Below are 25,281 nucleotides of genomic sequence, written 5' to 3' on the forward strand. Positions count from 1 at the left end.
CGACGATCGAACGGAGACTGAGCATGCCCATGCTCTCGAGATGGCGCCGGCGGATGACCGCGCCGTTCCTGGCGGTCCTCGCCGCCTGCCTGGCGATCGTGACAGGCGCGAGCATGACGCTCGCCAACGCCGCGGCGGACCGCGCGCGGACCTCCACTCCCGCCTCCGTCACCGCCGTGAGCGGCGCCTCCGGCATCGCACCGGCCATGGCCTGTTCGGGAGTCGCCTCGCTGGACCTGGCCGCCGCGGTTCCCGGCGTTCCCTTCCAGGTGACCTCGGCCAAGGAGGTGGCCGCCGCCGACAACACCCTCGGCGACTGGGCGTACTGCGACGTGCAGGGCGTGATCGCCCCGCAGATCCACTTCCAGCTCCGGCTTCCGCGGTCGACCTGGCAGGCGAACTATCTGCAACTGGGCTGCGGTGGCCTGTGCGGCAATGTGAACACGGACCGGGTCGCCGCCTCCAGCGGCTGCGTGCCGCTGACCGACGGCGCCTTCGCCGTCGCCTCCAGCGACGAGGGCCACTACCAGGGCAACGGCCTGTTCTCCACCGACCCCACCCTGCGCGCCGACTTCGGCTACGAGTCCGACCACGAACTCGCCCTGGCGGCCAAGGCCATCATCAAGAAGTACTACGGCCGTCCCGCGACCCACTCCTACTTCGACGGCTGCTCGCAAGGCGGCAACCAGGCCCTGACCGAGGCCCAGCGCTACCCGACCGACTTCGACGGCATCGTCGCCGGAGCGCCGGCCAACAACTTCACCGCGCTGAACACCTTCTCGCACGCCTGGACCGCACAGTCGGTCTTCCTCGACGGCGGCCCGGCGACCATCACCACGGCCGACCTCGCCCCTCTGCACGCGGCCGTGCTCAAGGGCTGCGGCGCACCCGCCGACGGCATCATCGCCGACCCGCTGGCCTGCCAGTGGGACCCGGCAAGCATCCGGTGCAGGACCGGGCAGACCTCCACGGCCTCGGACTACTGCCTGACCGCGGACCAGGTCACCACCCTGCGCCGCGTCTACGCCGGCCCGACCGACGAACACGGCAAGCTGCTCTACCCGGGTTACCAACTGCGCGGCTCCGAGCTGAACTGGTCGAACGTCATCGTGCCCACCACCGCCACCGGCATCACCGGCGACATGAACTTCGTCCGCGAGACCATCCGCTACCAGATCTTCGACAGCCCGCAGCCCACCCTGACCTACAAGGACATCAAGTTCACCAAGGCCTACTACGAGAAGGTCATGGGGCTGGGCGAGGGCATGTACGACGCCACCGACCCCGACCTGAGGGCGTTCAAGAAGGCCGGCGGCAAGCTGATCCTCTGGCACGGACTGGGTGACCAGCACATCCCGGCGGTCGGCACCATGGCGTACTACAAGGCCGTGCAGAAGACGATGGGCGGCGCGGAGGCGACCAGCGACTTCGCCCGGCTGTTCCTCCTCCCGGGCGTCGCGCACTGCGGCGGTGGCCAGGGCCCGGACACCCTCGACGCCCTGACCGCCATCGTCGACTGGGTCACCGAGGGGCAGGCCCCGGACAGCCTGCTCACCGAGTCGCTCGACAGCGGCGGAAAGGTCATCTCCGCCCGTCCGGCCTACCCCTTCCCCTACGTCGCCGAGAACACCACCGGTGGATCCGCCGACGACCCGGCCAGCTACACCCCGGTCCGGTCCACGGCGGAAGCCGGCCTGACCCTCGACTGGCTCGGCTCATTCCGCTCCGGCTACGAGACGGTCGGCAACTGGGTCCACGGCAAGTGGGTGGTGACCAAGGCGAAGGCGTGACCACCTGAGCCGACAGGAACGGACCACGCCTGACGCGTGGCGTCGTGGCCCCCGCCTGTGAGGGGGCCACGACAGCGCGACCCAGGTCACGTACGGCCGACCGCGGAGACCTCACGGAACCGGAGCGCACGCTGATCGTAGGGCAGGGACTGGCCGAGGTAGTCCCAGAGGTAGCCGAGGTCGTCCACGTGGATGGCCCCGCCGAACGGGAAGTCCCGGGGGGCCGCGCTCTGCTGCTGGATGAGGTCGATGGAGGCGAAGTGCGGGGTGTAGCTCTCGGCGAACTCGTAGGCGTAGGTGGGCACCCACTTCGAGAACGTCCCCATCAGCTGCCGGCGGGTGTGCGAGGTCTCTCTGAAGCCGGTGGCCCTGCGGTGGCCCTCCCGGTGACCTGCGCACGATCGGGTCATTCGGGTGCTGAACGCGAGGGAGTCCGCAGCCTCGGTCTTGCTTGAAGTGTTGACCGCGGACGCCGCCCCCGGCGACACTCGGTCCGCACCCGCCCGGAGCCCGAGCCGTGGCGGCCTCCTCGGCCTGGCTCGTGTCAGGGGGGCCGGGCGGTGTGCCCGATGACGAGATCACCCTGGGCCCGCGCCCAAGCCCGTTTGCTGCGACGGTGGTTGGAACGGAGGTCGTCGCCTTCGAGCCGGCCATGGGGACGGCCCCGAGCCAGGGCCGGAGCATGCTCGCCGTCGGTCCCGCGAGCGACGTCACGGAGCCCGCCCCCCTGCGCACGTCGGCCGGCTTTCGGTGGCCCGTGCTCGACTTGAGCGGGCCACCGTCGTGATCACCACGGCAACGGCAACGGCAACAACAACGCCAACAACAACGGCAACGGCAACAACAACGCCAACAACAACGGCAACGGCGTGGCGATGCGAGCCCTGCTCGCGGATGTGCCGGCCTGCCCAGTGCCCAGTGCCCAGTGTTACGGCGAGGTGGGCAGGTGCGGGGAGCGGAGTACGAGCAGGGTGATCTCGCTGGGGGCGAAGACACGGAACGGCGGGCCCCAGAAGCCGGTGCCGCGGCTGGTGTAGAGGAGGGTGCGGGTGCCGTGGTGGCTGAGGCCGGCTAGGGCGGGCTGGTCGACGCGGACCAGATGATGGAAGGGCCAGATCTGGCCGCCGTGGGTGTGGCCGGAGAGCTGGAGGTCGATGCCGGCTGCTGCCGCCCGGTCGACGAACTTGGGCTGGTGTGCCAGGAGCAGGACGGGCAGGTCGGGGTCGGCGCCGTTCAGGGCTCCGGCGAGGTGGGCGCGGTGGCCTGCCAGACCGGAGGACTCGGCGGTGACGTCATCCACGCCGGCGACCACGAGGGTGTCGCCGCCGCGTTCGAGCAGTAGATGGCGGTTGCGCAGCGGCTCCCAGCCCAGCTCGCCCATCAGGTCGACCCAGCCCTGGGCCTCGCTGTAGTACTCGTGGTTGCCGGTGACGTAGACCCGGGCCCGGGTGGCCCGCACGGTACCGAGGGGGACGGCCTGGGCGCGGCGGCGTTCGGCCGTACCGTCCGCGATGTTGCCGGTGTGGCAGACCAGGTCGGCTTCCAGAGTGTTCACCGTCTCGCACACCCGCGCCGACCAGCGCCTGCGATCGAGCGGGCCGTAGTGGGTGTCGGTGATGAGGACGACACGAACGCCGTCCAACCCGGCGCCCAGTCGCGGGAGTTCCACGTCGAGTCGCCGCACGCGCGGCACGCGGCGGGCTTCGGTGTACCCCCAGGCGAGTAGTACGGCGGTTATGCCGAGGACGGCCCAGGTGACGATGCGGGCCCGGTCCTGACCCTCGTCGACGCCGGCCACGGTCAGGGCGAGCCGCAAGGGGACGCCGAGCAGGATGGACCAGGTGAACAGAACCCAGCTGGTGCCCAGCAGGGTGTCACCGACGATCGCCGCCCGGTCCTGCTGACGTCGGCCGTGGCCGCGCGCCATCGCGAGCGGCATACCAACGAGGCCGAGGGCGAACAGGGCGGTGCCGACCAGGGTGACGGGCAGCGGCCAGTGCTGGCCGGTGTGCAGGAGCACCCCGCAGGGCACGGCCCACAGCAGTACGGGGGCGATGAGGGGGAGGTAGCGCATCAGGCGGTGCAGTCGGCTCTGCCGCGGAGCCCGCGCTTCACTGTCGGCGGGTCGGGTGTCGCTGGTGTCGGTCACGCTTTGCCTCCCTGACCAGGGTGCCGTCCCGCGCACTGTATCCGGTCGCCCTCGGGCCGCCCGGACCGGCGTTCATGGGCGCGGACCCTTGGGGCGAGAGGTTCTCTGCGGGATGGCAGGACTCCGCCGCAGACACCTGCCCTTGGCATGAGCCGCGATCAGGGCGCTACTGCCCCTGCTTGGTACGGCCATCGCCGCGTGTGTACGTGCGCATCGCCGCCCAGGACCCGAGCGGTGCGGCTGCGGCGTGTTCACGTACAGCACCGAAGGGTGACTCGTCCGCCGCGGCGCACCAGGGGCTCGGTGCGCTTGGACCGGACCGTGGCGAGTGCCACCGGCGGCGGCACCGCGTTACCGGGATGGCCCTCGGGCTGGTAAGCGTTGTCCGCCCCCGCGCTCCGTCGCCGTTTGAGTGCCGGCGTTGTCGCGCGACCCGGGCGGGCTCGGCCTTCCGCCGAGCCCGCGACGCCGGCTCCCCACCGGAGCCGGACCGGTGTCACACCGTCAGCGCTGCAGTGTCAGCAGACCCGGACGGTAGGGCAGGAGGCCGTAGTCGCCGCCGGAGTTGGGGCTGCGCCCCTGGTAGAGCAACTGCAGATTGCAGGGATCGACGGTCATGGTCTGATCGGGGCTGGTGCGGATCAGTTCGCCGTGGCTGATGTCGTTGGTCCAGGTGGCGCCGCTGTTGGCCTTGCCGGCGAAGGGATTGCTCTCGGTCGCGGCCTGGGGGGTCCATGAGCCGTTCAGACTGGTGGCCGTGAACGAGCGGAAGTAGCGGCCCTGCGCGCCGATCGCCTCGACGATCATGAGGTAGCGGTTCTGGCCCTGCAGCTTGTAGACCTGCGGGGCCTCGAACAGGTTGTTCGTCGTGTCGCTCATGACCACTGTCGAGGTCGTGCCGAAGCTGCCAGGGAAGTTCCCGATCGGCATACTGGCCCGGTAGATCTTGCCGTTGTCACCGGCGAAGAACAGGTACATGTTCGTCCCGTCGCCGATGAGTGTCTGGTCGATGGGGCCTGTTCCGGAGCCGGTGATGCTTCCGGAGAAGAGCACCTGCTGGGATGACCAGCCATTCGGGTTGGTGGGGTCGCTCGACGTCCGGTAGGAGAAGGCGGTCCCGCCCCACTGGTAGGCGAGCACCCAGGTGTTCTTCGGCGCGAAGTAGAAGAGCGTGGGCGCGACGGTGGAAGCCGACATCGTGTTCTGGCCGGCCGAGGCCATCTCCGACCAGTTGGTGAACAGGCCGAAGTTCATCGAACCCCAACTCGTCCCCGTGTCGTGCGTCGTCGCATAGACGAGTTGCCTGCCGTTGTAGGGGACGACGGTGAAGTCCTTGAGCGAGACCCACCCCGGCTTGGGCTGTGCCAGCGCGCCCGTAGATGTCCAGCGGTATGTCGACGGAAGATCGCACGGGCCGGGGGTGGCGCCGCCGACCTTGACGAGCTGCCACTGCTGGTTGGCGCCGCCCCAGTCGTCGTACTGGACGGTGTTCGCGTTGTCGGCGGTGGAGGCGCCCTGTACTTCGAGGGCCTTGTTGCTGTGGCGTGAGATGAACCTGACGTAGCCGTCCGAGCTGTCGGCCATCCGCCACTGCTGGTTGGTGGCGTTCAGGTCGGTCCACTGGACGATCGGGCCGCCGTTCGCGGTGGACCAGTTGTGTACGTCCAGCACCTTGCCCGAGTGGCGGGACTTGATGCGGTAGTAGCCGTCCCCGGAATCGACGAACTGCCACTGCTGCTGGTTCTGGTCGTTCCTGGTCCACTGCGTGATGCGGGCGCCGTCGTTGGTCGCCATGTTGTAGACGTCCAGGGCCTTGCCGCTGTTGCGGTTGACCAGCACATACGAGGCGTTGGGGTCTACGGTCGCCGCGCCGGCGGGCTGGGCACCGAGGAAGGTGGCCACGAGCAGCAGGGGCGCCAGGACGGCTAGTAAGCGTCTTGGACGGACCGGGGACGGGTGGCGAAACCACATCGGAGGGCACTCCTTTGGGGGCAGGGGTGAGAGGACCCCGACGAACCACGGAGGGGCTGCCGGGGCGGGGGTAATCTCGAAACATTTCGAAGAATTCCCGGAAGCTTCGACGCCACAAGCTAGGAATGCGGGGCCCTCCGGTCAAGGCCTGTCGCCGATCTGTCCACAAACAGCGCCTCCCCTTCGTGATCGGCAAGCTGTCGCGCCGAGCGGAGGCACTCCTGGGTCCGGATACGGCTCACCGGTCCAAGGTGTGCGTGCGGGAGAGAAGTCCAGCATGCGGCGTCCGCATGCTTGTCTGGGCCTCAGCCCGTACGGCATCCGCTGACGGCAGCGCCGGGGTCCGCCGACCGGCCCGCCGGGATTCCAGAAAGTTTCGTTGGTGGAACGGAAAGTTTTCCTGCGCTGAGTCTTGACGATCCATCGTCAAGACCTCAATCATCCCGTCTGAGAAACCGGCCCTGGTTCGAGATGTCGAACTAGGGCGGCCCTGAGCAATGGGTGCTGCACGGTGAATCCACGCACACCTGTGTCGAGACACCGACGCCGCCCGCCGTACGTCACCCGACGGCCGAGCGGGTGACGTCGCTGCCGGTTGAGATCGTCCCGGTTCCATGACCTCGGTGTCCGGTAACCCGTGCTGACCGGGTTCGGGACGCCCCGTCCGTCTGCCGAGTGGGAGCGGCCGACGCCTTCCCCGCGCTTCAGTCCTTCCGTGATGTCCACCCTGGAGGCACAGTCATGGGCTCGTATGCCCTTCTCGGACCCGTTGTCCGCCGGAAGATCCGCAGCCTGCTGTTGGCGCTGGTCGTCGGCGTCCTTGGTACGGTCGCCGCGCTGGTCGCGCCGCCGACCGCACACGCCGCCGAGAACACCCTCGGCGCCGCGGCGGCGCAGAGCGGCCGTTACTTCGGCACCGCCATCGCCTCGGGCAGGCTGGGCGACTCGGCGTACACGACGATCGCGAACCGTGAGTTCAACTCGGTGACGGCCGAGAACGAGATGAAGATCGACGCCACCGAACCGCAGCGGGGCCAGTTCAACTTCACCGCAGGTGACCGCGTCTACAACTGGGCGGTGCAGAACGGCAAGCAGGTGCGCGGACACACCCTGGCCTGGCACTCCCAGCAGCCCGGCTGGATGCAGAGCCTCAGCGGCAGCGCGCTGCGCCAGGCGATGATCGGCCACATCAACGGCGTGATGGCCCACTACAAGGGCAAGATCGCCCAGTGGGACGTCGTGAACGAGGCCTTCGCCGACGGCAGTTCGGGAGCCCGGCGCGACTCCAACCTGCAGCGCACCGGCAACGACTGGATCGAGGTCGCCTTCCGCACCGCGCGCGCCGCCGACCCGGCAGCCAAGCTCTGCTACAACGACTACAACGTCGAGGACTGGACCTGGGCGAAAACCCAGGCCATGTACGCCATGGTCCGAGACTTCAAGCAGCGCGGCGTGCCGATCGACTGCGTCGGCTTCCAGTCGCACTTCAACAGCGGCAGCCCCTACAACAGCAACTTCCGCACCACACTGCAGAACTTCGCCGCCCTCGGCGTCGACGTGGCCATCACCGAACTCGACATCCAGGGCGCCCCGGCGACGACCTACGCCAACGTCACCAACGACTGCCTGGCCGTCCCGCGCTGCCTCGGCATCACCGTCTGGGGTGTGCGCGACACCGACTCCTGGCGACCGGAGCACACGCCGCTGCTGTTCAACGGCGACGGCAGCAAGAAGCCCGCCTACACCGCCGTCCTCAACGCACTCAACGGCGGCTCCACCACGCCCCCTGAGGGTTCCGGGCAGATCAAGAGCGTCGCGTCGGGGCGCTGCCTGGACGTGCCCGGCACCAGCACCACCGACGGCACCCAGCTCCAGTTGTGGGACTGCCACAGCGGCACCAACCAGCAGTGGACGTACACCGCCGCCGGCGAGCTGAGGGTCTACGGCAACAAGTGCCTGGACGCCGCCGGAACCGGCAACGGCGCGAAGGTCCAGATCTACAGCTGCTGGGGCGGCGACAACCAGAAGTGGCGCCTCAACTCCGACGGATCCATCGCCGGCGTCCAGTCCGGCCTCTGCCTCGACGCCGTCTCAGGCGGCACCGCCAACGGCACCCTGATCCAGCTCTACTCCTGCTCGAACGGCAGCAACCAACGCTGGACCCGCACCTGACGGGACCTGCCACGAGCGAAAGGGCGAATCGATGAAGACCTACGGTGCGGCTTCCCCCGCCCCACCACGAAAACATCCCTGGCGGTCCCGGGTCGCCGCCGTGGTGGCGGCGACCCTCGCGATCGGCATGCTCGCCGCGGTGCGTCCGGCGCCCGCCGAGGCGGCGACGGTGGACACCAATGCCTGGTACGTCCTGGTCAATCGCAACAGCGGCAAGGCGCTGGACGTCACCGGCGCGTCCACCGCCGACGGCGCGCGGGCCGGCCAGTGGACGCGCAACGACGCGGCCAACCAGCAGTGGCAGTTCGTGGACTCCGGCGACGGCTTCTACCGCCTCAAGGCCCGGCATTCGGGCAAGGTTCTCGACGTGGCCGGCGCCTCGACCGCAGACGGTGCCGCGATCCAGCAGTGGGCCGACCACAACGGGGCCAACCAGCAGTTCCGCCTGGCCGACTCCGACGCGGGCCACGTCCGGCTGGTCAACCGCAGCAGCGGCAAAACGGTGGAGGTGCAGGGCGCCTCCACGCCGACGGCGGCAGCGTCGTCCAGTACACCGACTGGGGCGGCGCCAACCAGCAATGGCAGATGGTCAAACTGTCGTCCGGTGGCGGCGGCGGATGCGGCAGTGCCCCGACTCTGGCGAGTGGTACGCACACGTTGCAGAGTGGCGGCAAGAGCCGCAGCTTCATCCTCAGGGTTCCCGCCAACTACGACAACAGCCGCCCGTACCGGCTGATCTTCGCGTTCCACTGGCGGGGCGGAACCGCCGGCGACGTCGCCTCGGGCGGCACGAGCGGGAACGCCTGGTCCTATTACGGCCAACAGGAACAGTCGAACAACGGCGCGATCCTCGTCGCCCCCCAGGGCCTCGGCAACGGCTGGGCCAACGCGGGCGGTGAGGACGTCACCTTCGTCGACGACATGATCCGGCGGATCGAGGGCGGCCTCTGTGTCAACCCGGCACAGCGCTTCGCCACGGGATTCAGCTGGGGCGGCGGTATGAGTTACGCCCTCGCCTGCAGCCGGGCGAACGTCTTCAGGGCCGTCGCGGTCATCTCCGGCGCTCAGATCAGCGGGTGCAGCGGAGGCACCCAGCCCATCGCCTACTTCGGGATCCACGGCATCAGCGACTCCGTCCTCAGCATCGCTCAAGGACGGTCCCTGCGCGACAGATTCGTCAGCACCAACGGCTGCACCCCCCAGAGCCCGCGCGAGCCCGCGCCGGGCAGCCGAACGCACCTCACCACCACCTACGCGGGCTGCCGTGCCGGACACCCGGTCCAATGGGCCGCGTTCGACGGGGACCACATACCCGGTCCGGTCGACGGCTCCCCCGGCGAAAGCGGCGTCGCCACCTGGACCAAAGCAGAGATCTGGAGGTTCTTCGCACAGTTCCAGTGACGCCTGTACCACGGGTGGAGCCAGGATCATCCTGGCTCCACTCCGTCGACGTCCCTCCCGGATCCAAGGACGGTCGACCCTCTCCGGGCGACCGACCTCACGCCCTAGAAGAAGCCGAGCTTCTTCGGGCTGTAGGAACAAAGAATGTTCATCGTCTGCTGGTGGTACACGCTCACCGTCGCCTCTGACCTGCGGCAAAGAGTGAAATCATCTGCTTCTGAGCTGATCTGGCCCGCACCTGGTCCGGATCTTGATGTGTGATCTGTGGTGTTGGGGTGGGTTGCACTGGGAGGCGAGGACGGCAATGAGCAGAGGCCCGACGATGTACAGGAGTCCCTGCGCGCTGGTGTCGTGGTCGAGCGCGGCGTGCCGAAGGCGGGCGTCGAGCAGCACGGCTCGGCCACAGCGCCCGCAGCCCGGCCTCCAGGGACGGAGTGGTCAGGCCGCTAGCGACGATGATGGCCGTGGCCAGGCGAACCTCGACATCACCTGACTGTGTGACCCGAGCCTCGACGATGTCGACAGTCCTCCCGCTTTTGAGCTTCTGGTGGCTGAGATCGTTGAGGACCTCCAGTCTGCTCTCTCGGAGTTCGCTGCGATTGCCGAGACGCTGGAGCAGGCCAAGGCTGATCGCCAGCCTTATGGCGCACCCGGGTCGGAGAGCAAAGAGAACGAGTAGCCCGAGATACGGTCGCGCTTGGCACGGGGACCGAAAGGGTGCAGGGGACTTGCCAACTGTGCCCCACCCCAGGGCCCTTGTCAGTGCTTCGGTCTAGCCTTCGGCCATGCGACCGCCTCTCGAAAACGTTCTCCGCAATGCGCTTGTACAGAACCTGGAGCTGATCGAGCCGGGGCTCCGGCCGGTTCAGTTCGAGGAGTACCCGCTGCCCAACGCACACGGCACTAGGGGCAGCATCGACATCCTGGCCCGTGATCGCCATCAGATGTGGGTGGTCATCGAGCTGAAGCGGTCCCGGTCCAGCGCGCGGCAAGCCCTGCACGAGGTCAGCAAGTACACCGAGCTTCTCTGCCGGGAAAAGAACCTCGCGCCGGACCGCATTCGTGCGGTGATCGTCGCCATGCCGGATGACTGGGAGGAACTCCTGATCGCCGTCAGTCATGCCGCGCGTGACTGGAGTCATGATCTTCGCGGATACCGACTGCTCTTGGACAACAACGGCACCCCCATCGGGACTGAGCGGGTGGAACTCCTGCCCCCGGCGTTTGAACCCCGCATCACCCCCATCCACAACCTGTTCTTCTTCGCCACGGAGGAACAGCGGCAGCAGGGCTGGAGGATCATCAGCAAGGTCGCGGACGAGCTTGGGTCGCTCGACCTGTTGGCGGCGGATCTGGACCGCGTAGCGGAGAAGCACTACATCCCTGCGCCTTTCGGCCTTTACCTGGCGATCGGCCGAGTGAACGAGGAATTCGCCGCAGTTGATCTCCTGGGTGGTTACGACGGGCCTGAGCCGTTCGCCGACGAGCACCAGGCGGAGTACCTGGCCCTCTGCGAGATCTGCAACCGTCTTGCGCGCAGCAAGCTGCACGGAATGAACATGGAGTCCGCACGGCCAGGGCTGTTGAAGAATCTCCGTGACGCCCCCAACTGGGTGATTCAAGGCTTCCGAGGTACCGGCGCCTACGACGTCACAGCCGCCTTCGAAGAGCAGGACCTGTTCCGCTTCCTTACTGGGGACGAACGAGGAGACAGTCAGATCCTGTACACGGGCACCGCCAGCCCGCAGGTAGCCAGCCGTTGGAAGGCGTTCCGGCAGGAGGCTCGGCAGAGCCTGGCCGGCAACCACGAGTGGGATTCGCTGGTGGCCGGTTGGCTCGACGAAGTGGGCCCGAAGGTTGGTGAGGGAGACGTCGGACTGCACGTCTACAACCCCTGTGACCTCCTGCAAACAATCACCCATGGGTGGCCAGACAGCCTGGAGAATCTCCTGCCCATGGTCATGGGCGAAGCCGTACCCCGCCACGGCCTATGCCACTCGGTACGTGGCGCCCTGTGTTGGAACGGCCGAGGCATGTCGTTGCCCGATGCGGTACGGCTCGTGTACCGCGATCCGCTGTTCCTGATAAGCAACATGTACGCGGGGGCCGTGTGGGAACGTGACCGAGAGCTCTTGGATCTCCTGGGGCTGCACTACGTGCTCCTGGAGAAAATCGGACCCGTTGGGTCCGAGGCGACAGTGGCCGAAGAGCACCGCATCTGGATACATCAAGATCAGGGTGCTCGCGTCTACTCCTCGGACACGGATCCTCGCGGGTACGCACAGGCTTACGCAACCATTGCGGCTGATGGCGAGATCGTCTCGATCGGGCAGTACCTCAACAGGCATTCCCACGAGGTGGAGCTGGTGGCTCGGGAGTACCGCGCCTTCACTCATGTCGTCTAAGTGAGCGTTTGATACGCCTATTGGGCGGTTCATAGCGCTTCTCAGCGACCAAGCGCGAGCGCCGATCCAAGCGATCCGCCGGAAATACGGCTTCTGCGGCAATCAGCAGACCAGCTATGCGCCGGGTTCCTTACCAAAGCTCCTGTCTCATTTAGAAACCTACCGGTTCACCCGAGATGGAGAACGCACGCCCCGGTGCACCCAACACCCCCGCCCACGCCCTGCTCAGACCGGCCGCCACCGCATACCCAGGCATCATGCAGCCCTCACGGCCCTACCCCAGCGACCTGTCCGACGCCCGCTGGGAACTCATCCGCCCCACCCTCGAAGCCTGGCGCCAAGCCCGCAACGGCATCCGCAAACCCACCCACGACCTACGCGCCCTGATGAACGCCATCCTCTACGTCGACCGCACCGGCATCCCCTGGCGCTACCTGCCCCACGACTTCCCACCCCACCAGACCGTCTACGGCTACTTCGCCCACTGGGAAGCCGACGGCATCTTCGACCAGCTCACCGGCCTCTTACGCGGCAAAGTCCGCCAGGCCGAAGGCCGCACCAGCGAGCCCAGCGCCTGCCTGATCGACAGCCAGAGCATCAAAACCTCCGCCACCGTCCCCCTGACCAGCCAAGGCATCGACCCCGCCAAGAAAATCATCGGACGCAAACGGCACATCGTCACCGACACGCTCGGCCTCCTGCTGGCCGTGGCCGTCACCGCCGCCAGCGTCCACGACTCCGCCGCCGGCACCCAACTCCTGACCCAAGTCCGCGAGCGCCACCCCACCATCACCAAAGCCTGGGCCGACAACGGCTACAAGACCAAAGCCATCGAACACGCCGCCGAGATCGGCATCGACCTGGAAATCGTCCAGCGCGATCCCGCCCTCCGCGGCTTTCGCGTCCAGCCCCGCCGCTGGGTCATCGAACGCACCCTCGGCTGGCTTATGCACCACCGCCGCCTGGCCCGCGACTACGAAACCCACCCCCACCGCTCAGCCGCCATGATCCAACTCGCCGCCATCAACCTCATGACCCGTCGCCTCACCCACGAAGCCACCCCCAGCTGGCGTGACAACTAAGCCAAATGAAACGGACAAGCAAGAATCAAACGCTCACTGAGTCCCGCGGCGGGTCAGAGGTAATCGGGGGGCACCCAGTTGATGCTGTAGGTATTCCCGGATCCAGGCCCGCGGGATCGAGTGCACCATTCTCGCCTGCTCCGGGGCGCTCGGGGGGCCGGTACCACTATGCGGCAGGGCTGCTGCCGATGATCCGACGGCCCGGCTTAGCGCCGTGACTTGCACGACCGCAGAGATCAGCCCGATGGCCATCGACGACGACCTAGCTCTGCTGGATCGACGGCCAGCGGTCAGCCATCGGCATCTCAACTTTGCTGCACCAAGAGCAACTCACGTGGTAGGTCTCTGATGTTGTTCTCTTTCTCTGTTTGTCTCAGTCGCTGAAGCAACCGAAGCATCCGCCCTGACTGACCCGCTGACGTGAGGAGCCCGCACCGTGCCACCCACCCTCTACCGCGACACGGGTTATACCCTTCGGCACCTGATAGAGGACATCGAGGGTGGAAGGATCGGACTTCCCGACATTCAGCGGCCGTTCGTCTGGTCCGCGACAAAGACCCGCGATCTCTTCGACTCGATGTACCGCGGCTACCCGATCGGCACCCTGATGTTCTGGGAGACCGGAGCCGAGGTGGGGACCCGGCAGATCGGGACGGGAACGGGCGGCCGGGCGCCCCAACGGCTGGTCGTGGACGGGCAGCAGCGGCTTACCGCATTGTTCGCCGTACTCACCGGGCGCAAGGTCGTCAACAAGTCCTTCGACGAGGTCACACTGCGGATCGCCTTCCACCCGCAGGACCAGACGTTCGAGGTCACGGACGCGGCAATCGAGCGAGACACCGCCTACATCCCGGACATCACCAAGCTCTGGGCCCCGAGCGGCCACCGTGGCGCCGTCCGGGAGTTCTTCCACCGGCTCGAACAGGCCGCAGGCGAGCCCCTGCCGACCACGACGAGGGACGAGCTGGAAGAGCGGATTGACCGTGTCCGGGGCCTGCACGACTTCCGTTTCCAGGTGGTGGAGTTGGACGCCGCAGCCGACGAGGAGCAGGTCGCGGAGATCTTCGTCCGTATCAACTTCCAGGGAGTGAAGCTCAACCAGTCCGACTTCATCCTCACCTTGATGTCGGTGCACTGGGAGAAGGGCCGACGTCAACTGGAGGACTTCTGCCGGGCCGCGGTGGTCGCGGGACTTCCCGGACCGAACCCGCGCAACCCGTTCCTGGACCCCAGCCCGGACCAGCTCCTGCGCGTCGCTGTCGCCGTGGCCTTCCGGCGTGCCCGGCTCCAGCACGTCTACAACGTGCTGCGAGGCAAGGACTTTGAGACCGGAAAGGTCTCCGCCGAGCGGCGCCAGGAACAGTTCGAACGGCTGGCGCAGGCGCAAACGCAGGTCCTCGATCTGACCAGCTGGCACGAGTTCTTCCAGTGCATCACCGCGGCCGGCTTCCGTAGCCGCAAGATGATTACCTCTGACACCGCCCTGCTGTACAGCTACGCGCTGTGGCTTATCGGACTGCACGACTTCGGGCTGTCGGCGGAAGAACTCCGTCCGGTCATCGCGCGCTGGTTCTTCATGGTGCACACTACCGGCCGCTACTCCAACTCCCCCGAGTCGCAGATGGAGTTTGATCTGGGTCGGATCGGCGGCCTGCCGCAGGGTGACGGCCAGGCGTTCGCCGCAGAACTCGCCCGGATCATCTCCGCGCACTTCACCGGTGATTACTGGGACATCTCCCTGCCGAACAGGCTCGACAGCTCATCGTCGTACTCCCCGGTGGTGTTCGCCTACCAGGCCGCGTTGAACATCCTGGACGCCGAGTTGCTGTGCGGCGACCAGCACATCCGCGACCTGATGGATCCGACGGCCAGGCCCGCCCGGAAGGTTCCCCGGGACCGGCTGTTCTACTCCGAAACCCTCGCGGGTCTTGGTATCACCGACAAACGCCAGGTCAACGCCATCGCCAACATGGCATATGTGACGTGGCCGGCAAGCGAGAAGGGCAACACTGACGCACCTCACGTCTACTGGCCCAGGATCACCGAGGCGATGGACCCGGAGGTGGTCAGGCGGCAGGCCCTGTGGCACGCGCTGCCGGTCGGCTGGGAGCAGCTCGACTACGCGGCCTTCCTGGAACGACGCCGCCAGCTGATCGCCCAAGTGGTACGGGAGGCGTTCGAGACGCTCAGCGCGGACCGACCCGCGTACGTGCCCACCGCGGCGGCCGATCTGATCGCCGCCGGTGAGTCCCAAGGCACCGAGTTCAAGGCGAGTGCCCGCTGGAACGTGCACACCGGGGAGTACGACAAGTCCCTGCAACACAATCTCGTCAAGACGGTCTGTGGTTTCCTCAACGGGGAGGGCGGCAACCTGTTCGTCGGCATCGGTGACGACGGGACTGTACTAGGGATCGAGAACGATCTGTCCACCCTGCCGAAGCAGGCTGACCTCGATGGCTACGAACTGTTCGTACGCCAAGTCCTCGATGACAACCTCTCGGCTCCGACCGCGACCACCGTGCGGATCAGTTTTCCCGAGGTGGCCGACCGTGTCGTCTGCCGGGTCAGCGTGGCCGCGGCCGGCAAGGCCGTGTTCGCCAGGCCCGCCAAAGGCGGCAGCGTGGCCACCGACTTCTGGGTCCGGGTTGGTAACGCCACCAAGCAGCTGCATGGTGAGGGTCTCCTGCGGTACCGGGAGGATCACTGGGGGTGATCGAAGAGGACCTACTTTGAAACAACCCGCGAGCATGCCGCCGTGTGATCACGTCCGGCGCCCGACGTCGTCCGCACTTCTTCGTACACTTCGCACCGCCGCGGACGGCGCAAGGTAGCACCTCAGCCGGTCCGTGGCTGGTCCGGAGCGGGCACCGATTCGCGGTGGACGAGTTCGGCAGGTTGCTGAACGGTCACGGATGGTCGCTTCAGCCTGTGGGTGCCTGAAGGGTAAAGCCTACGCCAGGCACCCAACTTGCGGCTTTAGAAGAACCCAAGTTTCTTCGGACTGTATGAAACAAGAACGTTCTTCGTCTGCTGGTAGTGCTCCAGCATCATCTTGTGCGTCTCGCGGCCGATGCCCGACTGCTTGTAGCCGCCGAACGCCGCGTGGGCCGGGTAGGCGTGGTAGCAGTTCGTCCAGACGCGGCCGGCCTGGATCGCCCGGCCCGCGCGGTACGCCGTGTTGATGTCCCGCGTCCACACTCCGGCGCCGAGGCCGTACGACGTGTCGTTGGCGATCTTCACGGCGTCGTCGAAGTCGTCGAACGAGGCCACCGAGACGACCGGGCCGAAGATCTCCTCCTGGAAGATCCGCATCCGGTTGTCGCCCTCGAAGATCGTCGGCTGGACGTAGAATCCGTCCTTCAACTCACCGTCATGGTCCGCGCGTTCGCCTCCGGTGAGGATCTTGGCGCCCTCCTGGCGGCCGATGTCGATGTAGGAGAGGATCTTCGTCAGCTGGTCGCCGGAGGCCTGGGCTCCGATCATCGTGTCGGTGTCGAGGGGGTGTCCGGGCTTGATCAGCTCGGTGCGGGCCACGGCGGCCGCCATGAACTCGGAGTAGTTGCCGCGCTGGATCAACCCGCGCGACGGGCAGGTGCACACCTCGCCCTGGTTCAGCGCGAACATCGTGAAGCCCTCCAGGGCCTTGTCGCGCAGGTCGTCGTCCTTCTCCCAGATGTCGTCGAAGAAGATGTTCGGCGACTTGCCGCCCAGTTCCAGGGTGACCGGCTTCAGGTTCTCCGCGGCGTACTGCATGATCAGCCGCCCGGTCGCCGTCTCACCGGTGAACGCGATCTTCGCCACCCGAGGGCTGGACGCGAGCGGCTTGCCCGCCTCCTCGCCGAAGCCGTTGACGATGTTCACCACGCCCGGCGGCAACAGGTCGGCGACCAGGCTCATCCAGTAGTGCAGCGAGACCGGCGTCTGCTCGGCCGGCTTGATGACGACCGCGTTGCCCGCGGCGAGGGCCGGCGCCAGTTTCCATGTCGCCATCAGTATGGGGAAGTTCCACGGGATGATCTGCGCGACCACCCCGAGCGGCTCGTGGAAGTGGTACGCCACCGTGTCCTCGTCGATCTCGCTGAGCGAGCCCTCCTGCCCGCGGACCGCACCCGCGAAGTAGCGGAAGTGGTCGATGGCCAGCGGGATGTCCGCCGCCAGCGTCTCGCGGACCGGCTTGCCGTTCTCCCAGCTCTCCGCGACCGCCAGCGGCTCCAGGTACGCCTCCATGCGGTCCGCGATCTTCAGCAGGATGTCCGAACGCTCGGTCGCAGACGTGCGGCCCCAGCCCGGCGCCGCCGCGTGCGCCGCGTCGAGCGCCCGCTCCACGTCCTCCGCCGTCCCGCGCGCCACCTCGGTGAACGGCTGCCCGTTCACCGGCGACGGGTTCTCGAAGTACTGGCCACGGGCCGGAGGCACGTACTCGCCGCCGATGAAGTGGTCGTAACGCGCCTGGTAGGAGACGATCGAGCCTTCGGTTCCGGGCGCGCGTAACGGGTCATGGTGGATAGCCTCCCTGAGCAGCACTGCCCGCCGTTGGGCAGCTCTGCGCGCCAGGCTAGGAAGGCCGACGTTGCATCCACGTTGCGGAGTGCGGGTGGGTGCGGGGAAGTCACCTGAAGTGAGCCGCGTGACCGTCGCGCCGGGTCGTGTCGGGTCGCGCCGGGTCGCGCCGGGTCGTGTTGGCCGTGTCGGCCCTGTCGGCCGTGACGGCCCTGTCGGCCGACGCGGTCGGCCGGTGTCGTCAGTGGCGCGTCCGCGACGCCGGTGCCGCCAACTCCGCCTCCAGCGCGGCCAGCCGAGCCCGTACCGCCGCCGTCGGCCGAGCCGATGCCAGCGCCCGCCATATGTCGAGGTCGTCCTCACCCCATGGTGCGTGCGCCCAGTCCGCGAGCAGGTCGGGGTCCCGGCCGGCGATCAGGGCGGCACGCAGGCCGTCGGCCAGGCGGTTCCGGAGCCGCACCACCGCCGGTGCCTGCGACGCCGGCAGCGGCGGACCGGTGTACGCCGTGACGGCGGCCGTGACCGCCCCGGCCGCCAGACGCCGCTCCACGACGGCGATGTCCGACTCGACGGGAACACTGAGCCGGTACGGCCGCGAGGTCACCAGCCCGGGGCCGAGCATCCCGCGCAGCCGGGCGAGTTCGGCTCGCAGGGTCACCGGAGTCACCGACTCGTCCTCGTACACCGCGCACAGCAGCTCGTCCCCGGTCAGGCCCTCCGGATGGCGGGTCAGCAGCACCAGGATCTCGCTGTGCCGCCGACTGAGCCTGATCCGTCGCCCGCCGGCCGCGAGACAGGCCTCGTCGCGACCCAACACGGTCAGCTGGGGCGGATCGGTCTCCCGCCGAGCGGGCGCGAGCAGCGCGAGGTGTGACTCGGCGGCCCGCGCGACGGCCTGGACGAAGGCCAGGCTGTGCGGATGCGCCAGCCCGTTGCCGCCGGTGATGTCCACCGCGCCCAGCACCCGCCCGGTCCGCGGATCGTGCACCGGCGCCGCCGCGCACGTCCAGGGCTGCACCCGTCGGATGAAGTGCTCGGCCGCGAACACCTGCACCGGACGGTCCAGGGCGACCGCCGTTCCCGGTGCGTTCGTCCCCACCGAGGTCTCCGCCCACCGCGCGCCCGGCACGAAGTTCATCCGCTCGGCCTGGCGCCGGGTCGCAGGGTGGCCCTCGACCCACAGCAGCCGCCCGTGCGCGTCGCACACCGCCAGGAGATGCTCTCCGTCGGCGGCGAACGTGCCCATCAGCTCCCGGAACAGCGGCATCACCCGTACCAGGGGATGCTCGGCCCGGTAGGTGCCGAGATCCCCGTCGGTCAACTCCACACTCGCGGTGCCGTCCGGCCCGACACCCGCCCGCGCCGATCGCCGCCACGAGTCGGCCACCACGGACCGCACCGGCCGCGGCACGGTGCCGGCCTCGGTGAACGCGTCGTGCGCCCGCCGCAGGACACGTACACGCTCGGCAGGGTCGGCCCCCGGTTCCAGGGCCACCCACGGATCGGTCAAGTCGGCCTCCCGGCAGGCGATGCGGCTGGGGACATCGTCACTCCGGGTGTGCGCCCCGACAACCGTTTGGACCGGGGTCACCCGAAAGAGGGGACGGGGAGATCCGGCCGCCCCCGTCAGGCGGAGTTGACGAGTCTGAGGTAGCGGACCCAGTCCCAGTTGGGGCCGGGATCGGTGTGGTCGGTGCCGGGCACCTCGTGGTGGCCGATGATGTGGGCCCGGTCCTTGGGGATGCCGTACCGGTCGCAGACGGACGCCGTGAGCCGGGCGGACCGCTCGTAGAGGGTGTGGGTGAAGTAGGCAGGCCGGTCCACCCACCCTTCGTGCTCGATGCCGATGCTGCGTGTGTTGTGGTCCCAGTCGCCCGCGTGCCAGGCGACGTCCGACTCCCGTACGCACTGCGCCACATGACCGTCGGCGGAACGCACCACGTAGTGCGCGGACACCTTCTTCTGCGGATTCTGGAAAATGGACAGGGCCTGGGCGTACGTGGTCTGTGTGACATGGATGACGACCCGGTCGACGGTGTACGTCGTAGGGCGGCTGGACGCCGTGTAGTTGAGGGATGTCGCGGGCTGCCACTCGGCCGACGGGTGGTCGACGGCCGGCGTCCGCGCACCGGCCCGCGTCTCGGGGAGCAGCACGTACGGTACGGCGGCGAGGGCGGCGCCCTTCAGGATCCGGCGCCTGTCGAGGAGGGGGAGTGGCCTGGTTCGTTCCACGGATGCTGCCTTTCGAAGGACGGGGCGTGCAGGACTCGACGCCGGTTCGGTACGGGCACGCGCGTCGGCTCCGGAGCGGTGCCGCGGCCGTCTCGCGAGGCGCGCGTGCGATCCGCGGTGCGTCCCTGGCGGGCCGACGGCGGTTCCTCGCGGATCCCGGCCGCGCACCTGCGGTCATTACGGAGGAACAGCGCGTTTCCTGGCATTGGTGCGGGGCGGTGTGTATGGGGTTGCACCTTCCGTAGCGGCATGTGGTCCGGTGGACCTACGTCCCGGTCCCTTGAGGAAAGGTCCTTGCTCATGCATTCGCCGTTCATGCCACCTCGCCAGGTCAAGATCGGTGACGCGGCGGCCTTCGCCGGCACCACGCCGCGGGCGATTCGCCATTACCACGAGATCGGCCTGCTCCCCGAGCCTGAGCGGGGCGGCGATGACCGCCGCCGCTACGGGTACGAGGACATGATCCGCCTGCTGTGGATTCGCAAGATGGCCGACGCCGGGATCGCCCTGGACGACATCCGTGACGCCTTTACCACCGGCACGGCTTCCGCCGGTGCGGACAGCGGAGACGGTATCGCGGGCATCCTGGAGCGGCTGGAGGAAACCCTCGCCGAGCAGGAGGCGGAATTGCGGCGGCAGCGGACCGCCGTGCAGCGGATGCGCACCGAAGGCAACCGGATGGGCCTGCTCTCCGACTTCGTCACCGAACGCCTCAAGAGCCTGCCTGAGGGCTCCCTGCGTCAGGCGGACCTGGACAGTCTGCTGGTCACTGAGCGGATCTTCGGCCCGCTCGGCGCGGCCATCCAGGCCACCCGCTTCGTCGTCCTGGCCACGCATCCCACTCTGCGGGAGGATTCCGACCGCATCGATGACGCCGAGGAGGCACTCGATGACAGCGTCGCCGTCGATGATCCACGGGTGGCTCAAGTGGCCGTCGAGCGGCACGCCTTCGAAAGCGCCCTGCAGGCCGTCATCGAGGAGTCCGGCCTAGGGAAAGACGACGATGCCCTCTTCGACGCCTGGGACACTTTGCACCCCGCTACCGCCGATGACGGCGAGGACGAGGCCGACCTCAGCTCTGGCAGGCGGGAGGCTGACTCCATGAGCGTGCTCGAAGCCACCGGCAAGATGCCCTACGACTTCTCCCCAGCCCGCCTGCGCTGTATGGAACTTGCCGAAGAACTATCCGCCCAAGAACCACCCGCTACCTAAAACACGGCCTAGGCGTCTCTGCTGGAGGCTTGGACCTCCCTCACCCGAGCAGCCTCAGTCCAGCCAGCCAGCCAGCCAGCCAGCCAGCCAGCGGCGCCACACCATGGTCCCGGCGCCACCCCAGAGCCCCGGCGGCACATCACGGCCACGGCGCCACACCACGGCCCCATCCACACGATCATCGACAGAGAGAGCCGCAGCCCACACCCCCACCCCATCGGCCCTCAAAGCCGTCCCGCCACCCCCGCCGGGTCGTCAAGCACCGCCCGTACCACCGAGTGCGCCGCGCCGAGCAGTGGGCCCTCGGGGCCCAGCCGGGAGACGGACACCGGGCAGGGCGGGCCGGCCGTGCGGCGGGCGAGTTCGGACTCCAGTGACGGCAGCAGCCACGGGGCGAGTCCGGCGAGCGCACCGCCCAGCACGACAGCCTCGGGGTCCAGCAGATTGAGCGCTCCGGTCAGGGCGACACCCAGCGCCGTCCCCGCCTCGCGCAGGGCCCGACGTACTCTCTCGTCGCCGTCCGCCGCGCGTCGGGCCAGCAGTCCGACGCGGTCCTCGCCCAGTTCGAGGCCGGCCGCGCGCAGCACCGCCTCCTCACCGGCGTACTGCTCAAGACAGCCCCGGCTGCCGCACACGCAATCCGGCCCGTCGGGATGGACCGGCACATGCCCGAGTTCGCCGGCGAAGCCGCGGGTGCCGCGCAGCAGGCTGCCGTCGACGACGAGCGCGGCACCGATGCCGATCTCCGCCGAGACGTGGAGAAAGTCGCGCGGGGTCTCCACGCCGAGCCAGAGTTCCGCGAGGCCGCCGAAGTTGGCCTCGTTGTCCACGGTCAGCGGGAACTCGCCGGGTAGTAGGGTGCCGAGGTCGACGTCGTGCCAGTCGAGGTTCGGGGCGCGGACGACGGTGCGGGCGTCGCGGCCCACCAGGCCGGGGACAGCCACCGCGAGCCCGGCCGGCCAAAGCCCTTCGCGCTCCCCGTCGGCTACGACCCGGCGCACCAGGCCGGTGAGTTCCCGTAGTACCGGTTCGGGCGCACGGCCCCGGTTCGTGCCGTGCCGTACGGCGCGTGCCCGCACCTCGCCGCGCAGGTCGACGGCGCAGACGGCGAGGTGGTCGACGCCGATCTCCGCGCCGATCCCCGCCGGGCCGCGCCCGCTGACCGCGAGAGCCGACCCTGGCCGGCCCACCCTGCCGGGCCGCTCAGGACCCAGCTCCTCGAGCAGGCCGGTGCGTATCAGCTCGTCGACGAGCGTCGAGACCGCCGCGCGTGTCAGACCGATGTGCGAGGCGACCGCTGCCCGTGACAGCGGTCCCTCGGCGCTGACGGCGTGCATCACCCGGGCGAGGTTGCGGCGGCGCATGCCCTGCTGGGTGTCGGGCAGCGCTCGCCCGGGGCCGGTCGGGCGGGCCTCGTGCGGCGGTGCGCTCATGCCTCCGTCGATCCTCAGTGGGTGTCCGTGCCCCGCTCCAGCAGCGGGGCCGCGTCGGAGAGTACCCCGGCGATCCTGGTCAGGGCCGCCTCGTCCCGCTCGACGGCCTCGAGCACCGGGCCCCGCGCGGTGTTCCAGCGCCGGGCGACGGAGGCCGGGTCCTCCCCGGTCAGCAGGCCGGCGGCCTGAGCCGCGGCGCCCAACGCGACGAGTTCCTTGGCGTCCGGGATCTGCACGGGGCGCCCGGACAGCCGGCGCACGGTCTGCTGCCAGGCCGCGCCGCGGGCTCCGCCGCCGATCAGCAGCAGCGGAGCCGAGCGGTCCGCGTCCTCGTCGAGGACCAGGTCCAGCGCTCCGAGCAGGGAGTGCACGGCACCGTCGTAGGCTGCCTGGAGCAACTGGCCGGCGGTGGTGTCGTGGCGCAGGCCGTGCAGGAGACCGGAGGCGTTCGGCAGGTTCGGCGTGCGCTCGCCGTCCAGGTAGGGCAGGAGCGTGAGGCCGGTGGTGGGCTCGACCGCCTCGCGGTCCAGTCCGAGCAGGGTGGCGATCCGGTCGACGGCGAGCGTGCAGTTCAGCGTGCAGGCCAAGGGCAGCCAGTGGCCATGTGCGTCGGCGAATCCGGCCACCGTGCCCGTCGGGTCGGTCGGGCGGCGCTTCGACACGGCGTACACCGTGCCCGAGGTGCCGAGGCTCAGTACCGCAGTGCCGGGGCGCAGTCCGAGGCCGAGCGCCGCCGCAGCGTTGTCGCCGGTGCCCGCGGCGACCAGGGTGCCCTTGGAGAACGGCAGGTCGTGGCTGTCCCGCACGGTGCCCGCGACCTCGCCGGGGCGCACCACCCGCGGCAGCAGCGCCGGGTCGAGGCCCACATGGGCCAGGATCTCCTCGTCGTACGCCTCGCTCCCGGACGCCCACCAGCCGGTGCCGGAGGCGTCGCCGCGGTCGGTCGTGCCCTCGCCCGTGAGGCGTTCGGTGAGGTAGTCGTGAGGGAGACGTACGGCCTTCGTCGCGCGCAGGGCCTCCGGCTCGTGCTCGGCGAGCCAGGCCCATTTCGTCACGGTGAAGGAGGCGGCCGGCACCAGTCCGGTGCGCTCCGCCCAGAACTTCGCGCCGCCCAGTTCCTCGGTCAGCCGGCGGGCCTGAGGGGCCGAGCGCACGTCGTTCCACAGCAGTGCGGGGCGCACCGGCTCACCGCGCTCGTCCAGCGTCACGAGCCCGTGCTGCTGCCCGCCGATCGACACGGCCGCCGCTTCGTGTGCCGCGTCACCGCACTGGCGCAGGGCCTCGTGCAGGGCATCCCACCACTGGCGCGGGTCGCTCTCCCGGCCGGCGCCGGAGGACACCGTGTGCGGTGCCTGACCGCTCGCGACGACGCGACCGGTGGCCGCGTCGACCACCAGCACCTTGGTGGACTGGGTGGACGTGTCCACGCCGACGACGAGCGGACCCTCGGCTGCTGACATCGGGATCTCCCTAACTTTTTCCGCGGCTCTGCGGGATCTGACTTCCCAGAGATGCCTCCGCATACTAATTTGTAAACGGCCATGACGAAATAGTCTGCAAGCAAGGAGCCGCGGCAATGAGCTACCAGCCCACCCCCGACGACAGGTTCACTTTCGGTCTGTGGACCGTCGGCTGGCAGGGACGCGACCCGTTCGGTGACGCCACGCGCCGCGCCCTGGACCCGGTCGAGACGGTGCAGCGCCTGGCAGAGCTGGGAGCGCACGGTGTGACCTTCCACGACGACGACCTGATCCCCTTCGGGTCCTCCGACAGTGAGCGCGAGGAGCACATCAAGCGCTTCCGCCAGGCCCTGGACACCACCGGCATGAAGGTGCCCATGGCCACCACCAACCTCTTCACGCACCCCGTCTTCAAGGACGGCGCGTTCACCGCGAACGACCGCGACGTGCGGCGATACGCCCTGCGCAAGACGATCCGCAACATCGACCTGGCCGCCGAGCTGGGTGCGCGGACCTACGTCGCCTGGGGCGGGCGCGAGGGGGCCGAGTCGGGCGCCGCCAAGGATGTGCGTGTGGCCCTCGACCGCATGAAGGAGGCCTTCGACCTCCTCGGCGAGTACGTCGTCGAGCAGGGCTACGACCTGCGCTTCGCCATCGAGCCCAAGCCGAACGAGCCGCGCGGCGACATCCTGCTGCCCACCGTTGGCCACGCGCTGGCGTTCATCGAGCGCCTGGAGCGCCCGGAGATGTACGGCGTCAACCCCGAGGTCGGCCACGAGCAGATGGCGGGCCTGAACTTCCCGCACGGCATCGCCCAGGCCCTGTGGGCGGGCAAGCTCTTCCACATCGACCTCAACGGCCAGTCCGGCATCAAGTACGACCAGGACCTCCGCTTCGGCGCCGGCGACCTGCGCTCGGCGTTCTGGTTGGTCGACCTGCTGGAGACGGCCGGCTACAGCGGCCCGCTCCACTTCGACTTCAAGCCGCCGCGCACCGAGGACCTGGACGGCGTGTGGGCGTCGGCCGCGGGCTGCATGCGCAACTACCTGATCCTCAAGGAGCGTGCGGCGGCCTTCCGCAACGACCCGGAGGTCCAGCAGGCCCTGCGCGACTCCCGCCTGGACGAGCTGGCCCAGCCGACCGCCGCAGACGGCCTTCAGGCCCTGCTCGCCGACCGTGGCGCCTTCGAGGACTTCGACACGGAGGCGGCCGCCGCCCGCGGCATGGCGTTCGAGCGCCTCGACCAGCTCGCCATGGACCACCTGCTCGGCGCCCGGGGCTGACGGCACGCGCGCGTGGGTGCCCACGGCACTCGCGCGCGCCGTTCGTCACGCACACGCGTGTGCGTGACGAGCACATCCCGCGTCAGCGGCCTCCGTGCGGAGTACGTCGGAATGATGCTCTCCAGGGCATGCGCCGGTATCAACTTCCGTCCGGGGGTCGCGCTTCGGCCGGTCCGGCGCGACGCTGGATG

General features: G+C 68.8%; 14 protein-coding genes and 2 pseudogenes. 8 read left to right on the forward strand and 8 right to left on the reverse strand.

Translation table 11 applies throughout. The features are described from left to right. Positions 1–23 precede the first annotated feature (23 nt). On the forward strand, positions 24–1,790 hold the full coding sequence (locus BM536_RS02925) for a tannase/feruloyl esterase family alpha/beta hydrolase (RefSeq protein ID WP_073491082.1): 1,767 nt from the start codon (positions 24–26) through the stop codon (positions 1,788–1,790). A gap of 86 nt (positions 1,791–1,876) precedes the next feature. Here the strand turns inward: BM536_RS02925 and BM536_RS02930 are convergent, their stop codons facing one another. From BM536_RS02930 to BM536_RS02945, 3 genes are all read right to left on the reverse strand, one after another. Further along, positions 1,877–2,200, reverse strand: a complete 324-nt coding sequence (locus tag BM536_RS02930; RefSeq protein ID WP_245873246.1) for a hypothetical protein — start codon at positions 2,198–2,200, stop codon at positions 1,877–1,879. A gap of 518 nt (positions 2,201–2,718) precedes the next feature. Then, positions 2,719–3,939 carry a metallophosphoesterase gene (locus BM536_RS02940; RefSeq protein WP_073491076.1) on the reverse strand — a complete coding sequence of 407 codons (1,221 nt, stop codon included), beginning with the start codon at positions 3,937–3,939 and terminating at the stop codon, positions 2,719–2,721. 504 nt (positions 3,940–4,443) lie between these two features. Beyond that, complete coding sequence (locus BM536_RS02945) at positions 4,444–5,910, reverse strand: non-reducing end alpha-L-arabinofuranosidase family hydrolase (RefSeq protein ID WP_073491075.1); 1,467 nt, start codon at positions 5,908–5,910, stop codon at positions 4,444–4,446. 741 nt (positions 5,911–6,651) lie between these two features. Here BM536_RS02945 and BM536_RS02950 point away from each other — a divergent pair. From BM536_RS02950 to BM536_RS02975, 5 genes and pseudogenes are all read left to right on the forward strand, one after another. Further along, positions 6,652–8,082, forward strand: coding sequence for an endo-1,4-beta-xylanase (locus BM536_RS02950; RefSeq protein WP_073491074.1), 1,431 nt, complete (start codon positions 6,652–6,654; stop codon positions 8,080–8,082). A 100-nt stretch (positions 8,083–8,182) separates the two neighbouring features. Beyond that, a pseudogene (locus BM536_RS02955) lies at positions 8,183–9,483 on the forward strand (RICIN domain-containing protein). A gap of 785 nt (positions 9,484–10,268) precedes the next feature. Next, positions 10,269–11,888, forward strand: a complete 1,620-nt coding sequence (locus BM536_RS02965; RefSeq protein ID WP_073491070.1) for an endonuclease NucS domain-containing protein — start codon at positions 10,269–10,271, stop codon at positions 11,886–11,888. Positions 11,889–12,145: 257 nt separating this feature from the next. Beyond that, positions 12,146–12,970: an IS5 family transposase gene (locus BM536_RS02970; protein WP_073491081.1), complete on the forward strand. Its 825-nt coding sequence runs from the start codon at positions 12,146–12,148 to the stop codon at positions 12,968–12,970. A gap of 436 nt (positions 12,971–13,406) precedes the next feature. Continuing rightward, positions 13,407–15,683 (forward strand): GmrSD restriction endonuclease domain-containing protein, encoded by a 2,277-nt coding sequence (locus tag BM536_RS02975; protein WP_073491068.1) that lies wholly within the window; start codon positions 13,407–13,409, stop codon positions 15,681–15,683. Positions 15,684–15,946: 263 nt separating this feature from the next. On the opposite strand, the pseudogene exaC reads toward BM536_RS02975, so the two are convergent. The 3 genes and pseudogenes from exaC to BM536_RS02990 form a co-directional block, all read right to left on the reverse strand. Then, positions 15,947–17,469, reverse strand: a pseudogene (gene exaC / locus BM536_RS02980) (acetaldehyde dehydrogenase ExaC). Positions 17,470–17,711: 242 nt separating this feature from the next. Continuing rightward, complete coding sequence (locus BM536_RS02985; protein ID WP_094102472.1) at positions 17,712–18,980, reverse strand: GAF domain-containing protein; 1,269 nt, start codon at positions 18,978–18,980, stop codon at positions 17,712–17,714. Positions 18,981–19,096: 116 nt separating this feature from the next. Continuing rightward, on the reverse strand, positions 19,097–19,702 hold the full coding sequence (locus tag BM536_RS02990) for an N-acetylmuramoyl-L-alanine amidase (protein ID WP_073491066.1): 606 nt from the start codon (positions 19,700–19,702) through the stop codon (positions 19,097–19,099). Positions 19,703–20,002: 300 nt separating this feature from the next. On the opposite strand from BM536_RS02990, the gene BM536_RS02995 reads away from it, so the two are divergent. Then, positions 20,003–20,914, forward strand: coding sequence for a MerR family transcriptional regulator (locus tag BM536_RS02995; RefSeq protein WP_073491064.1), 912 nt, complete (start codon positions 20,003–20,005; stop codon positions 20,912–20,914). Between the two features lie 224 nt (positions 20,915–21,138). Here BM536_RS02995 and BM536_RS03000 read toward each other — a convergent pair whose 3' ends face one another. Beyond that, positions 21,139–22,347: an ROK family transcriptional regulator gene (locus BM536_RS03000; protein WP_094102473.1), complete on the reverse strand. Its 1,209-nt coding sequence runs from the start codon at positions 22,345–22,347 to the stop codon at positions 21,139–21,141. 14 nt (positions 22,348–22,361) lie between these two features. Then, positions 22,362–23,807, reverse strand: a complete 1,446-nt coding sequence (gene xylB / locus BM536_RS03005) for a xylulokinase (RefSeq protein WP_094102474.1) — start codon at positions 23,805–23,807, stop codon at positions 22,362–22,364. Positions 23,808–23,923: 116 nt separating this feature from the next. On the opposite strand from xylB, the gene xylA reads away from it, so the two are divergent. Further along, on the forward strand, positions 23,924–25,090 hold the full coding sequence (gene xylA / locus BM536_RS03010; RefSeq protein ID WP_073491062.1) for a xylose isomerase: 1,167 nt from the start codon (positions 23,924–23,926) through the stop codon (positions 25,088–25,090). The last annotated feature ends 191 nt before the right edge of the window (positions 25,091–25,281 follow it).

The organism is Streptomyces phaeoluteigriseus, assembly GCF_001896135.2.
GTDB lineage: Bacteria > Actinomycetota > Actinomycetes > Streptomycetales > Streptomycetaceae > Streptomyces > Streptomyces phaeoluteigriseus.

What these genes read in the sequence shown, in the direction of transcription:
- BM536_RS02970 (WP_073491081.1), top strand. Translation starts at nt 12,146, where the DNA reads ATGCAGCCCTCACGGCCCTACCCCAGCGACCTGTCCGACGCCCGCTGG.
- BM536_RS02965 (WP_073491070.1), top strand. Translation starts at nt 10,269, where the DNA reads ATGCGACCGCCTCTCGAAAACGTTCTCCGCAATGCGCTTGTACAGAAC.
- BM536_RS02930 (WP_245873246.1), bottom strand. Translation starts at nt 2,200, where the DNA reads ATGACCCGATCGTGCGCAGGTCACCGGGAGGGCCACCGCAGGGCCACC.
- xylA (WP_073491062.1), top strand. Translation starts at nt 23,924, where the DNA reads ATGAGCTACCAGCCCACCCCCGACGACAGGTTCACTTTCGGTCTGTGG.
- xylB (WP_094102474.1), bottom strand. Translation starts at nt 23,807, where the DNA reads ATGTCAGCAGCCGAGGGTCCGCTCGTCGTCGGCGTGGACACGTCCACC.
- BM536_RS02945 (WP_073491075.1), bottom strand. Translation starts at nt 5,910, where the DNA reads ATGTGGTTTCGCCACCCGTCCCCGGTCCGTCCAAGACGCTTACTAGCC.
- BM536_RS02950 (WP_073491074.1), top strand. Translation starts at nt 6,652, where the DNA reads ATGGGCTCGTATGCCCTTCTCGGACCCGTTGTCCGCCGGAAGATCCGC.
- BM536_RS02995 (WP_073491064.1), top strand. Translation starts at nt 20,003, where the DNA reads ATGCATTCGCCGTTCATGCCACCTCGCCAGGTCAAGATCGGTGACGCG.
- BM536_RS03000 (WP_094102473.1), bottom strand. Translation starts at nt 22,347, where the DNA reads ATGAGCGCACCGCCGCACGAGGCCCGCCCGACCGGCCCCGGGCGAGCG.
- BM536_RS02925 (WP_073491082.1), top strand. Translation starts at nt 24, where the DNA reads ATGCCCATGCTCTCGAGATGGCGCCGGCGGATGACCGCGCCGTTCCTG.